At 62.7% G+C, this 12,814-nt stretch carries 14 protein-coding genes; 6 read left to right on the top strand and 8 right to left on the bottom strand.

The window, feature by feature from the left end:
• The first annotated feature begins 29 nt into the window (after positions 1-29).
• The 3 genes from FHX03_RS00225 to FHX03_RS00215 all read left to right on the top strand — a co-directional run bounded on the left by FHX03_RS00225 (position 30) and on the right by FHX03_RS00215 (position 2,987).
• Entirely contained in the window at positions 30-1,571 is a 1,542-nt protein-coding gene (locus FHX03_RS00225; protein ID WP_097627685.1) for a sensor histidine kinase, read from the top strand.
• A complete protein-coding gene (locus tag FHX03_RS00220; protein WP_183851916.1) occupies positions 1,543-2,466 on the top strand; it encodes a peptidoglycan-binding protein in 924 nt (307 codons plus the stop codon). Before FHX03_RS00225 ends, FHX03_RS00220 begins: the two co-directional genes overlap by 29 nt.
• A gap of 176 nt (positions 2,467-2,642) precedes the next feature.
• The gene (locus FHX03_RS00215) at positions 2,643-2,987 is read left to right on the top strand and encodes a DUF1491 family protein (RefSeq protein ID WP_183851914.1); all 345 of its coding nucleotides are present in this window, start codon (positions 2,643-2,645) and stop codon (positions 2,985-2,987) included.
• A gap of 21 nt (positions 2,988-3,008) precedes the next feature.
• On the opposite strand, the gene FHX03_RS00210 is transcribed toward FHX03_RS00215, so the two are convergent.
• Positions 3,009-4,058, bottom strand: coding sequence for a DUF2336 domain-containing protein (locus tag FHX03_RS00210; RefSeq protein ID WP_097627692.1), 1,050 nt, complete (start codon positions 4,056-4,058; stop codon positions 3,009-3,011).
• 249 nt (positions 4,059-4,307) lie between these two features.
• Positions 4,308-4,514 (bottom strand): hypothetical protein, encoded by a 207-nt coding sequence (locus FHX03_RS00205; protein ID WP_183851912.1) that lies wholly within the window; start codon positions 4,512-4,514, stop codon positions 4,308-4,310.
• Between the two features lie 539 nt (positions 4,515-5,053).
• Between FHX03_RS00205 and FHX03_RS00200 the strand changes: the two genes are divergently transcribed.
• The gene (locus FHX03_RS00200; protein ID WP_165503950.1) at positions 5,054-5,221 is read left to right on the top strand and encodes a hypothetical protein; all 168 of its coding nucleotides are present in this window, start codon (positions 5,054-5,056) and stop codon (positions 5,219-5,221) included.
• Between the two features lie 13 nt (positions 5,222-5,234).
• Here FHX03_RS00200 and FHX03_RS00195 read toward each other — a convergent pair whose 3' ends face one another.
• The 3 genes from FHX03_RS00195 to FHX03_RS00185 form a co-directional block, all read right to left on the bottom strand.
• Positions 5,235-5,783 carry a membrane protein gene (locus tag FHX03_RS00195; protein WP_003587740.1) on the bottom strand — a complete coding sequence of 183 codons (549 nt, stop codon included), beginning with the start codon at positions 5,781-5,783 and terminating at the stop codon, positions 5,235-5,237.
• Positions 5,776-6,363 (bottom strand): DUF1214 domain-containing protein, encoded by a 588-nt coding sequence (locus FHX03_RS00190; protein WP_097627696.1) that lies wholly within the window; start codon positions 6,361-6,363, stop codon positions 5,776-5,778. Before FHX03_RS00190 ends, FHX03_RS00195 begins: the two co-directional genes overlap by 8 nt.
• Positions 6,364-6,557: 194 nt before the next feature.
• Positions 6,558-8,744: a transglycosylase domain-containing protein gene (locus FHX03_RS00185; protein WP_183851910.1), complete on the bottom strand. Its 2,187-nt coding sequence runs from the start codon at positions 8,742-8,744 to the stop codon at positions 6,558-6,560.
• A 195-nt stretch (positions 8,745-8,939) separates the two neighbouring features.
• On the opposite strand from FHX03_RS00185, the gene FHX03_RS00180 reads away from it, so the two are divergent.
• On the top strand, positions 8,940-9,422 hold the full coding sequence (locus FHX03_RS00180; protein WP_012557045.1) for a YcgN family cysteine cluster protein: 483 nt from the start codon (positions 8,940-8,942) through the stop codon (positions 9,420-9,422).
• 5 nt (positions 9,423-9,427) lie between these two features.
• Here FHX03_RS00180 and FHX03_RS00175 read toward each other — a convergent pair whose 3' ends face one another.
• On the bottom strand, positions 9,428-9,988 hold the full coding sequence (locus FHX03_RS00175) for a TetR family transcriptional regulator (RefSeq protein ID WP_097627700.1): 561 nt from the start codon (positions 9,986-9,988) through the stop codon (positions 9,428-9,430).
• A 90-nt stretch (positions 9,989-10,078) separates the two neighbouring features.
• On the opposite strand from FHX03_RS00175, the gene FHX03_RS00170 reads away from it, so the two are divergent.
• Positions 10,079-10,993, top strand: a complete 915-nt coding sequence (locus tag FHX03_RS00170) for an SDR family oxidoreductase (RefSeq protein ID WP_183777467.1) — start codon at positions 10,079-10,081, stop codon at positions 10,991-10,993.
• A 93-nt stretch (positions 10,994-11,086) separates the two neighbouring features.
• Here FHX03_RS00170 and FHX03_RS00165 read toward each other — a convergent pair whose 3' ends face one another.
• The gene (locus FHX03_RS00165; RefSeq protein WP_183777468.1) at positions 11,087-12,148 is read right to left on the bottom strand and encodes a fatty acid desaturase; all 1,062 of its coding nucleotides are present in this window, start codon (positions 12,146-12,148) and stop codon (positions 11,087-11,089) included.
• Positions 12,149-12,476: 328 nt separating this feature from the next.
• Entirely contained in the window at positions 12,477-12,620 is a 144-nt protein-coding gene (locus tag FHX03_RS00160; protein ID WP_003587729.1) for a hypothetical protein, read from the bottom strand.
• Positions 12,621-12,814: the final 194 nt, after the last annotated feature.

Below are 12,814 nucleotides of genomic sequence, written 5' to 3'. Positions count from 1 at the left end.
GATAGACAGCCTTTTTGGGCGGGTATTGCGTGCGAGTATTGAGTAACATTGGCGGCTGGGTGACGGCGCTCGTAGACCGGGCGGCGACAAGCTGGCTCTCCCGGACGGGCGGCGGTGAAGCCGTGCGCCAGCGCGAGCTTGCGATCCTGCGCCGCCTCGTGCTGTTCTCGTCGGCTGCGCTTATTGCCGCTCCGATCGGCCTCTCGGCGGTCACCAGTCCGGCCGTCGCCTTGCCGGCAGGGGTCGCCATGGTTTGCGCCGCCTTTCTGTTCTCCGCCGTCGGCAGCATCGCGCTTGCCCGTCAGGGCTCGTCCGCCGGGATCGCGACACAGTCGGCCGAGGACTTCTTCCTTGACGCCACCCCCGGGCTCGTCTTCTTCCTCGATCCGCACGGCAGTGTGGCCACGATCGGCGGCCGCGACCGGCGCGATTTCCTCGCCTGGATGCGCGATCCCAAGGGCAGGGGCTTCCTGGAGCAGGTGCACGTCTCCGACCGCATCCTTTTCCTGCAGGCGCTCGATAGCCTGCGCCGGGGCGAGGATGCCGAGTGCGTCGATCTGCGCATCGACCGCCCCTCGGTCGCGCGCGATCAACGCCAGTTCGCCTATCTTAGAATGGACATGACGGCCCGGCGCGACGCCGACGGCGAACTTGCCGCCGTCATCGCTCAGCTGCGCGATGTCTCCGTCGAGCAGCAGCTGCGGGCCGAAGCCCAGAACCGTGTTGCCGATGCCGAATCGGCAAACGACGCCAAGTCGCGCTTCCTCGCCGCCGTCAGCCACGAACTGCGCACGCCGCTGAACGCCATTCTCGGTTTTTCCGATATCCTGATCGGCGAATATTTCGGCAAGTTCGAAAACGACCGTCAGCGCGAATATGTCGGCCTCGTGCGCGAATCCGGCGCCCATCTCCTGTCCGTCGTCAACACCATGCTCGACATGAGCAAGATCGAAGCCGGCCGCTACGAGCTTATCCTTGAACCTTTCGATATAGCGAGTTCGGTCAAATCCTGCGAATCGATGCTGGCATTGCAGGCCAAGACCAAAGGCCTGACGCTGACGAGCCGGATCCAGCGCGGCCTCGGCGAGATCGTCGCCGATCAGCGCGCCATCCAGCAGATCCTCATCAATCTCGTCGGCAATGCCATAAAGTTCACCGAGGCCGGCGGCGTCGTCTCGGTCGACGCGGCGGCACGCGACGGCATCCTCAAGCTGACGGTCAGCGACACCGGCATCGGTATTGCGGCCGACAAGCTGGCCTTGCTCGGTCAGCCCTTCGTCCAGATCCAGAACGACTATACCCGTCGCTTCGAAGGCACCGGCCTTGGTCTTTCCCTGGTCAAGGGGCTGGTGGCGCTGCATGGCGGGCATTTCGCCATCGCCAGCCAGCCCGGCGAAGGCACGATCATCACCATAGAGATCGCGGTGGACGGCTCGGGCGCCATATGCGCCGAAGACGCCGGTCATGGCGCGACTGTCGAGTTCCCGCCGCGGCTGAAGGGCGCGCTCAATGCAGGTGTAGAATTGGGGGAGGGGCGTTTGGATGGCCGCGCACAAGCGAAAATCGCCTAAGGGAAAAAGGGGACGGCAGCAGCCGGGCCTCTTGATGTCGGGTGCAGCCGCCCTGGGCGGCCTCAGCCTGCAGGGCGCCTCGGTGCTCGGCGGCGTCATCGGCCGCAATCCCTCGGTTGCCGGCGGCACGATCACCTTTGTCGTCATCTTCTCCTTCGTCGCCGCCAATGCGCTCTGGTATCAGCCGGGCCTGCATCCCCACCCGATTTTCCGCACCCGCGATCCGCAGTCTTCCAACGTGCTCGGCGCCCGCCGCCCGGCCGAGGAGCAGCAGGGCGACGTCACCACCTTCCGCATCGAGCGGCCGGAGGATGCCGCGACCACCACCAACGCAACGCCGGCGCCGGCCGCGCCCGGCCAGCAGCCGAGCCAGCTCGTCATGGACATCCAGCAACAACTGGTGCGCCGTGGCCTCTATAACGGCATACCCGACGGCGTCATCGGCCCACGTACCAGCGCGGCCATCCTCTTCTTCGAGGAAACCGTCGGCATGGCCCAGACCGGCGATCCGACGCCGCAGGTGCTGGCGGCGCTGAAGACTGATTCAGCCGGCCCCTCGACCGTTCCCATGGAAAAGCCGCCCGAGGATGTCAACTCGAAGGCAGCGGCGGAAGACCCGGTCGCAGCGGCGATCCGCAGCGCCGAAAAGACGGTCAAAACCGCTCCGTCATCCGCAAAGCAGGTTCCCTCAAGCGAAATCACCAATGTCGATCTGGTGCTGAAGATCCAGAAGGGCCTTTCCAACATGGCCTATGCCAATGTCGGCGTCGACGGTGTTGCCGGCGAGCAGACCCGCGCGGCCATCCGCCATTTCCAGAAGCACTACAACCTGCCCGAAAACGGCGAGCCGACCCAGGCGGTGCTGAAAAAACTCAAGGAAATCGGCGCAATTTAGCCCGAAGCCTGTCGCGCAAAAGTGCGTAGCGCTTTTCCCGCGCACAGCGCGAAACGCCTTAGAAACACCCCTACCATAACCGGAAACCCTCGCAGCCCAAGCGGCCTGGCCATGTCGTCTGGAACACCGCCAATCGCCGCATTGCCGCCGCTGGCCGCCCGGTCTATACCGCGCCGATGAGATTACGCGCCGACATCTTCGTTTCCGCCCTCCTGCGCCGCGTCTTCGCCAGCGGCGATTTTGCCGCCGTCGAAAAGAAGGGTGCGGAGGAGGCGGGTGCGATCTTCATCCGCCAGCATTTTCGCGACGGCCTGGAAACGCTCTATGCGCCTGCGCCGCAGACCGCCTTCGGCGAAAGTGAGGCGGGCGGCCGTCTGTTCGAGATCCGCCTGTCGCGCAGCGAGCCTGAAGCGGTGCGCGCCATGCTGGAGCGGGAACGCCGGTTCGACCCCGATCTGTGGATCGTCGAGCTCGAAGCGGAGGAATTGGGCGACATGATCCCGCTTGCGCGGGATGGCTGAGGGCCGGCGGGTCTGCCGACCTCAGCGGGATCGCCGCCCCAGGACACGCATGTCGCGCTGCGCCGGCGCCTGATTGAGGAAGCGGTGGCTCGGCGTTTCCTGAGGTGCAGGCGCATTGGCCGCCTCGGGTTTGTAGGTGTAGCGATCGGCGCGGCGCCAGGCTTCCACCCGTTCGTGGCATTCTTCCGGATCGAGCGCATCGAGCACCATCCAGCCGCGCGTGACATTGTGCTGCTGTTCGGCAAGATGCGGATAAAGCTTTTCCAGCACGAAGACGGCGTCGAGAAAGCCCATGCCAAGGCTCGTCAGCGTCGTCGCGAGCTGCTGGCCGGAAAGATCGAGCATGATGCGTTCTGCAAGCCAGCGGCTGGCCGACAGCGCATCGGCCAGCGCGGTTGCGAAATGCATTGCCTCGCGTGAGCGGGCAAAACGTACCAGCAGCGCCTCCTGAATATCGGTAAGCGTGCGCAGGCCAAGCCTGTCCTCGTCGGCCCGGCCGAGATGGCCAGCAAGACCGAGAATACGCTCGCGCAGCGCCTCTTCATTGGCAACCCGCTGTTCCTGCAGCGCATCCGCCTCGTAGGTTTCTCCAGGCGCCGGCGACAGCGGCACCGTCTGGGATTCTGTGATGGGCGCCGATGCGGCGGCCGACCGCGGCTGGCTCTGGCGTAGCGCCACCAGCGCATCGATGACCTTCGGCGAGAGGGAATCGCGACTGACGATCGCCTTTACATGCGCTGCACCCTGCATGCGCGCGATGGTAATCAGGGTATCGTCGGCAATTGCCTTGGAGGCGGCAAGAAAAGGGGCGGCGATCTCGATCGGCTGGTTGCCGATGAACAGCGCCACGGCCGCCGGCATGTTTTCGCATTGAGAGAGTGCCGCGACGGCCTGGCGTTTGGCCTCGTCGGAGGAGGCCTGGAACAGCGGCATGAAAAGCTCGGCAAATTGGCGCAGTTCGGAACGTGTCGGATGAGACAGGTTCTCGAAACTGCTGACGGTCGCCATCAATACCACGTCCTTTTTCCTGACGGCCAATGGGCCCTCTAGGTCTCGAAACCGGTCACGCACAAGAACACCCCGAAAACGCCGAACCAAGGGGAACCACGGGCCGATATGCGCTGGCGGAACGCATGCCGGGCCACATGGGTTATGAACAAATCCTACACCGGTAGGGTTAATGCATGCTGAAGATTTTGTGAAAATGCGCCAGAAATATACACGCGGCGCGTGTCGCGGCGTGATTGGCCGGCAACATAAAAGTCTGGTGGAAGAGGCCGCTGCAACGACTGCACATCGCTGGCATCACAAGGGAAAAGGTCAGGCGGCTTTGCGATCGCGCAGCGCGTCCAGCAATTTTTCGCGGCTGTTGTGGCCGGCCTGATAAAGGTCGAGTGCCGCCGATGCCGCATACTGCGCCTCGACGCTTTTGATGTCGACGCGCCGTTCCGCGCACCAGGCATCGAGCGCACCGCGCAGAATGTCGAGATCGTCAGGCGAGAAATATGAATTCACCAGCAAAGACATCGCTAGCCTCCGCATTCCGGCAAGAGCGTGAATATCCGCGATCGATCGGGGCCGGAAATGCTGATCGACTGGAGCAAACATACGCGTATCGGAGTCGTGTGCAATTAAATATTTTCATGAAGCATTTCTGCAACATTGCTCTTTTGCTGCCGGGGTAGGCGTGCTCCGCTCTTCTCAACTATATGATTTACTTCTTGTTTTATACTTCGAGTTCGGGCCGGAGCCTTGGGCGGGCGGCGTGAAACCAAATCAACTCTTCGCGCGTTACAGAGCAGGTAACGTGAACTGTGTTTGGCTTCCGCCGAATATTAGTAAACTGTTAACTGTCATATGTCTCAATTCGGATGGGAACGACGCGATTTGAGTGTTTGGATCGTTGAGACTCCTGATCACGGTATTTCAACCAGGTGCCGTGGGAAAGGCGCGAATGCCCTCGGTTCGGTCACTCCGCCACCGCAGGACGCGCCGGCTCGCACATTGGCGGGCAGGGTGAAATCCATCGTAAGTTCATCCGTCTCGGGCAGTGCATGGAGACGAGAATGGCAATAGTAGTCGCATTGGCGGATCGGCAGCCGCGGGCGCCCCGCCGCCCGGACAAAGAGCCCCGCGAAGCTAAGATCCTCTGGTTCACGGGCGTCCGCTACGAGCGGCTGACCGAGAGCCCTAGACATGGTCCGGCGCCCGCGCCGCGCGTCAACAAGAAGTAACGTCCGTTCAACTTTAGCGGGCGCTAAATTGCTCACAGCCGGCTTCCGTCAGGAAGTTCCGCGCCGCCTCATTAAAACTTGCCTGCGGCGCCAGCGTCCGCAGCACGGCATAGCCGTCCGGCCGCGCCATTTCCACCAGGATCGCCTGCTGCAATTCCTGCGGCAGGTTCTTGCGCAGGTCGGTCAGCTGGATCGGGCCGCCGGCCAGCACATCGAGCGCACCGCCGACCGAGGTTCTGTCGTTCATGCTGAAGACCTCGTTGGAGGCGCTGTCGTAGATGGCGATCGACCAGAAGGGCACATTGCCCTTGGCGGTGAAATGCACCGGCGCATCCTCGACGTCGAAGGAGCAGACGGCGGTGCGCACGAAGGGGTCGCCATTGGCAAGGCCTGCTTCGTCATACTGGCCGCCGAGCAACGTGAAATTGTTGAGGTCGCCCTCCGCCTCCACGCGGGTCGCCGCATCCTTGCCGGTGAAATGCGGCAGCGACAGGATGATGACGAGGTGCAGCAGGGCTGCGCCGAAAAGGCCGGTCAGAATGGCGAAGAAGATCCTAAGCATTGCCGCATCCGGTCTTGGTGAGCTTCGGCATGGCGAGGTCGATCACGCCGGAGCTGCCGGCGGTCGGCGTGTCGAACAGCGTCAGCACCAGCCGGAAGGTGCCGGCCTCCGGCAAGGCCAGCCAGTTGCCGGGCTGCGCCGCGGCTGAGATGTCGATCGAGAAGCTGCTGTCCGGCTGGCGTAGCACCGTCCAGGAATTGAGCGCTGAGGGATGCCCGGTCTTGACTGCCGCCGGGTTGCCGCCATTGTCGGCGGTAAAGAGTGTCCAGATCCGGGCAGGCGGCGTTTGCCCGCTGATGCGGTAGCGGCAGCCGGCATTCAGCCGCGCACCGTCGTCGTCGACGCTCGCCGTGAAGGTCAGCCCCTCGGCGCTGCCGTAGAGCAGCTTGCCGGCGCGAGCCCGATGCGACTTGGCATAAGGATCGGCATCGACCGTCTGAAGCGCCGGAAAGGCCTCCCACGCCCCGAGCTTGATCGCCCCGAAACCCTGTGTCGCATCCAGCGCATACAGCGAAATCATGATCCCGCCGCCGAAGGCGACGATCAGCGTGACCAGGATGAAGAGGGGGAATCGAAACACGTCAAGACCTTGGAAACCATATCGAGTTAAAGGGTTACCACTGATTCTGGTGGGGTGGAATGCCATGCGACGACATGTACGCGATCTATCCAGAGGTGCGGGCGTGCGCGCCTATGATTTGCCCTCACCTAGCCGGATGAGGGGCCACGCTCTCGCAGATCTCCCGGAAATCGTTCGTCGCATCCACGCGGCGTCTATTCGGCGCTCGCCACCTTCGCCGGCGCGAGCGGGGCGGCATTTTTCAGCTTTGCGCCGAGGGCTTTGAGAATATTCGTCGATGGCACCGAGAGCATGCGCGGCCGGATGAGCTGCGGCAATCCGTCCTGCGGCTTGGCGGCGACGGTCTTGGCGAGATCCTTTTCCGAGGGCAAGGGATTTTCGATGCCGGGAATGGCGCGCAGCGTCACACCCTGATGGGCGTAGTCCATGGCGCGCTTGAAGGTCATCGCCGGCAGCGAGCCGCCGGTCATGTTGTTGGTCGAGGTATAGTCGTCATTGCCGAACCAGACGGCGCAGGTGTAGTTGCCGGTGAAACCCACGAACCAGGCGTCGCGGTAGGCCTGGGTCGTGCCGGTCTTGCCAGCTGTCACGATGCCGTTGTCAAGGGCTGCCTTGCGCGCCGTGCCGACATAGGGAACGCGCGACAACATCTGGTTCATATAGGCATCGGCCTGTTCCGAGAGTACGCGTTTAGGCGCCGGCTCGTCGCGGTCGAAATCATAGAGCACGTCGCCGTCGTAATCGAGAACCTGGGTGATGCCGTGGCGGCGCGACTGATAGCCGCCGGCCGGGAAGGTGGCATAGGCCGTCGCCTGATCGAGCACCGTCACCTCGGACGTGCCGATCGGGATGGTGACGTCGTCGCGGATCGGCGTTTCGACGCCGAGGTTCTTCGCCATGGCCCGGATCGGCTGAATGCCGAGCTTCTCCTTGGCAAGCCGCACCGGCACCGTGTTGATCGATTGGGCGATCGCCGTCTCAAGGGTTATGCGGCCAGCATAGTGGTTCGCATAATTGTGCGGGCTCCAATTGCCCCAAGAGATCGGTGCGTCGACGATCGTCGTCTGCGGCGTCATCCCGCTCTCCATGGCCACCGAATAGGTATAGACCTTGAAGGAGGATCCCGGCTGGCGCAGCGCCCTGGTGGCGCGGTTGAACTGGCTTTCGCCGTAGTCCCGCCCGCCGACCATGGCGCGTACCGCGCCGCCGTTCTCGATCATCACCATGGCACCCTGCTTGGCGTGATAGGCCTCGCCATATTCGCGCAGCGACGTTTCGACCGATTCCTCAGCCGCCTGCTGGATACCCATGTCGATTGTCGTGCGCACGATCAGCGAATGCTGGTGGAAGCGCGGCGACAGCCGCTGCACCTCGTCGAAAGCCCAATCGAGGAAAAAGTCGGGCGATTCTACCTCGTTGCGGTCGACGACGGTTGCCGGATTGCGCCGGGCGGCGATCACCTGTCCCTCGGTCATCAGCCCGCTCTGCACGAGATTGGTCAGCACCTCATTTGCGCGCGCACGTGCCGCCGGCAGATTCACATGCGGCGCATATTTGGCCGGCGCCTTGAACAGGCCGGCCAGCATGGCGGATTCGGCAAGGTTCACATCGGTGATATTCTTGCCGAAATAGAACTGCGCCGCCGCGGCTGCGCCAAAGGTGCCGCCGCCCATATAGGCGCGGTCGAGGTAGGTAGAGAGGATTTCCTTCTTGGAAAGGTTCGACTCGAGCCACAAGGCGAGGAACGCTTCGGTGATCTTGCGGTCGATCGAACGCTCGTTGGAGAGAAACAGGTTCTTGGCGAGCTGCTGGGTCAGCGTCGAGCCGCCCTGCACGACTTCGCCCGCCTGGGCGTTAGTCACCATGGCGCGGAAGAGGCCGATCACGTCGATGCCGAAATGGTCGAAGAAGCGCCGGTCTTCGGTAGCGAGCACCGACTTGATCAGGGAATCCGGCAGCTCGTCGATCGGCACGGAGTTCTGGTGAATGACGCCGCGATGGCCGATGACGTTGCCGTAACGATCAGTAAAGGTGACGGCGAAATCGCCGCGGTTGCGCCAGTCCTCCTTGGTCGCCTCGAAGGCCGGCTGGGCAAGCAGCAGCATCAGCACCGAGCCGGCCGCCCCGAGCGTCAGCCCTTCGCCGGCAAGTTCGAAGACCATGCGCTTCCAGCCGCGCACGCGGAAGCGGCGAAAAAAGATGGTGATGTCTTCCCAGATCTCGGCGGCGCGGAAGCCGGCGTTCCAGACGGTTGAGTCGATCCACGAATCGATGCGCAGCAGGATGTGGCGGCTCTTCGCCGGCCGCTTGTCCGCCGCGTTATTCGCCGTTTCTTTGGGTCCCGCTTCGGGACCTCTTTCGGGGTTGTCCGGATCCTGCACGTCCTGTATTCCCGCCTGATCGCGCTTCGCTTATCTCCGGCCGTCGGAAAGCGACGAAAGCGCGAGGCCGCCATATGGCCGCAAAGCCCTCCGATACCAGGAGCATGCTGAAGAATTGATTGATTTTGCGGCTGATAACAAGAGAGATAGATGGCTGTCACGTCAATTTGCGGGCCGCTGTTGCAAGAAATGACGATGAACGATCTGCCCTTCTGGAAGCGCAAGACGCTTGCCGAAATGACCGTCGCCGAATGGGAAAGCCTCTGCGACGGCTGCGGTCTCTGTTGCCTCAACAAAATCGAGGAATGGGATAGCGGCGATATCTATTTCACCTCGGTCAGCTGCAAGCTGCTCGACGGCGAAAGCTGTCGCTGCTCTAGCTATGAGAACCGCTGGGATTTCGTTCCGGATTGCGTGCAGCTGACCAAGGAGAATGTGCCCGATATCGCCTGGCTGCCGCCGACCTGCGGCTACCGGCTGGTCAATGAAGGCCGTGATCTCTACTGGTGGCACCCGCTAATCTCCGGCGATCCGGAAACCGTTCATGCCGCCGGCATTTCCGCGCGCGGCCGCACGATCAACGAAAACGAGATCGATATCGACGACCTCGAAGACTACGTCGTCGACTGGCCGCTGACTGTGGGTGAAGAGAAGGACGAGGAAGAGGAAGAGGCGTAAGCGGCTCAGCTTTTTACCGCTGCGAGGAAGCGGCGCAATTCCACCTCCACATATTTGTCCACCGGCCCTTCCGCGCCAAAGCCCCACCAGGTGAGCGAGCCCTGCCATTGCGACAGCATCAGCCGAGCGATGGTCTCCGGCGCGCCTGCCGATGCGAAACAGCGTGCGATCGCCGCGGTCAGCGCCGTTCCCCAGGCAGCCCCCCGGGCGCGCAACACCGGATCGCGGAAGTCCTCGCGCAGCACCCGCAGTCCCTCGCCATAGGCGGCGGCATTGTCGCCGTAATCCTGCGACAGTCCGACAAGCAGCGCGACGGCGCCGTCCGGTGTGATCGCCACGCTGCCTGCAAGCCTTGCCGTTTCCGCATCCAGCCTGTCCCAGGCGTATAGCAGCGCTGCGCGCAGCATCGCCGCCTTCGTGGTAAAACGCTGCACCAGCGTCGAACCGGAAAGGCCGCTGACTTTGGCCACCGCCGCAAAGGTCGCCGCATCCGGCCCCTCGGCATGGATCAGCGCCAAAACCATGGCGAGAAGCTGTTCATCGGAAAGCGTACGGCGGCGCGGCATGAATTTCCTCGCGTATCCGCCTTATTTATGAACGAACATTCGTTTATATGCAATGTCAGTTTTTTCTTTTCTAACGTGGAGGATGGAGAAGTGACAACGGACCTGCGGGAGAAAGTGGCTTTGGTGGCGGGTGCAACGCGGGGCGCCGGCCGCGGCATTGCAGTGGAACTCGGCTCTGCCGGCGCCACCGTCTATGTGACGGGGCGCTCGACGCGCGCACAGCAATCCGAATATGCCAGGCCGGAAACGATCGAGGAAACGGCCGAACGTGTCACGGCTGCGGGCGGGAGGGGTATTGCCGTGAGGGTAGACCATCTCGTCGAGGCTGAGGTCGAGGCGCTGGTCGCCCGCATCCGGGCAGAGGCTGGCCGGCTCGATATTCTCGTCAACGACATCTGGGGCGGCGAAAAGCTGTTCGAATGGGATAAGGCCGTCTGGGAGCATTCGCTGGACAAGGGCCTGCGCCTGCTGCGGCTCGGCATCGAGACGCATCTGATCACCGCCCATTATGCGCTGCCGCTGTTGATCGAGCGACCGGGCGGGCTGCTTGTCGAGGTGACCGACGGCACGGCCGACTACAATGCCACCCATTATCGGCTGTCGCCCTTCTACGACCTCGTCAAAACCGGCGTCACCCGCATGGCCTGGGCGCATGCGCAGGATCTGGTAAAACATGGCGCCACGGCCGTTTCGATCACGCCCGGCTGGCTGCGCTCCGAAATGATGCTGGATGCCTATGGTGTCAACGAAGACAATTGGCGCGAGGCAACCAAGGTGCAGCCGCACTTCGCCATTTCCGAAACCCCGCACTTCGTCGGCCGCGCCGTCGCTGCGATTGCCGCCGATCCCGACCGCGCCCGCTGGAACGGCCAGTCGCTGTCGAGCGGTGGGCTTGCCAAGGTTTACGGGTTCGATGACATCGACGGTTCGCGGCCGGATTGCTGGCGCTACATGGTGGAAGTGCAGGAACCGGGCAAACCGGCGGATGTGACGGGATACCGCTAAAGCGCGTCGCTGGGGGCGGGGTGGCACAGCCCAAACAAAGGGCGAAGCGCGCCGCATCAATCAGATCGGGGCGACGCGCTTTGAGGCCTCTGCTTACTGCGCGGCTGCGAGCCGCGCCGCATCGCGAAACGACACCAGCCGTTTCGTCTGTTCGTCCCACAGCACCAGCTTGACGCAGCGCAGGCTTTCCATGAGCGTGATGCGGCCGAGGTCGGCAAGCTCAGGATGGTCTCGCAGCACCTCCGGCAGCCGGTAATAGGGCACCCGGCTCGACAGATGATGGACATGGTGGATGCCGATATTGCCGGTGATCCAGCGCAGCACCGGCGGCAGGTCGTAATGCGAAGCGCCGTGAAGGGCTGCATGCTGGAACTGCCAGTCCGGCTCCTTCGACCAATGCGTTTCCTCAAACTGGTGCTGGACGTAAAACAGCCAGACACCGGCAGCACCGGCCAGAAGCACGGTCGGCAGATGCACCAGCAGGAAGGGGACGATCCCGACTGCCCAGATCAGCAGTGCCGCGACCGCCGCGATGGCAAGATTGGTCGCCATTGTGGAGATCCAGGGCAAGGCGCCGGAGCGCATCATGCCGAAGGGCAGGCGCTGCTTGAAGATGAACAGCCATGCCGGCCCGATCCCGAACATCACGGCCGGGTGCCGGTAGAGCCGGTAACCAAGCCGGCCCCAGCGCGACAGCGCATTGTATTCGGCGATCGTCAGCGTTTCGATGTCGCCGACGCCGCGTTCGTCCAGGTTCCCTGCCGAGGCGTGGTGCTCCGCGTGTGCCCGGCGCCAATAGTCGTATGGCGTCAGCGTCAGGATGCCGATCGTTCGCCCAACCCAGTCGTCGACGCCGCGGCGTGCGAAAAACGAGCCATGGCCGCAATCGTGTTGGATCATGAACAGCCGTAACAGGAAAGCGGCGGCGGGAACGACGAGGATGAGGCCAGGCCAGAAGCTGTAATGAACCGCGGCCCATGCGGCAGCCCAGAACAGAGCGAACGGGACGACCGTGACGGCAAGCTCAAAAGCGCTTCGGCCGGCTCTCGGCTGACGGTATCCGGCAAGAATCTTCAACCAGCGCTTCTCAGCGAAAAGCGCGTTGTGCCCCCCGGAAGACTCCGAGTTTGCGGCGGGTTCGCCCAAAGGGACCACTTGGATTTCCTTAATCTCGTTGCGGCGCGCGGATTCGATCACAGAATAGCGCCATGAAAGGCCGCGATACTCGAAAGGCCGAGTGCGATCACTACAGCCGAGCGAATGAGAAAGAGCGGATAGTCGAAACGGTACATTGTGTGAAGAGAGACCATGGCTGCAGCACTTCCTGTTTTTGTGGAAACATGTCAATGGGTGATAATGTCACGCAGGAGCGTAGCGCGGCCGACCGGACGCGCAATCACTTCAGTTGACACATGATTCTTATGCGCAAATCGATCGTGAATTGCGCTATCTCTGCGAAGAGGCGGGGGCTCGATAAGATCTTTTATTTCTTTGGAGCACTGCCATGCGGGGCGGTCGTGGTCGCCGTCTTCATCTGATTGGCGAACGTGCTTTCCACCTTCGCCGCCTGCTTGTCCTTCTTCGGCTTCCGGACCTCACGATTGCTTCTAACCTGTCCTTTTGCCATGAATAAATCTCCCGTTTGATCGAAAACTGAAAAGCCGTAGCCTGCGCGGTGTTCGCCCGCTTGTCGACCGCGACCGGAGATCGCGGGATCGTCGTGAGGACGACCCGACAACGCCGGGCCGCAGGAATTGAATGAAATGATGCCTGCTGAAACCGCATCGAAGTCTGGAGGCGGATGACCTCAGATGTCACCAA

The organism is Rhizobium sp. BK456 (assembly GCF_014194045.1).
Taxonomy (GTDB): Bacteria; Pseudomonadota; Alphaproteobacteria; order Rhizobiales; family Rhizobiaceae; genus Rhizobium; species Rhizobium redzepovicii.
The sequence above is the reverse complement of the archived record's forward strand: the minus strand, read 5'-3'. Positions and strand labels throughout refer to the sequence as shown.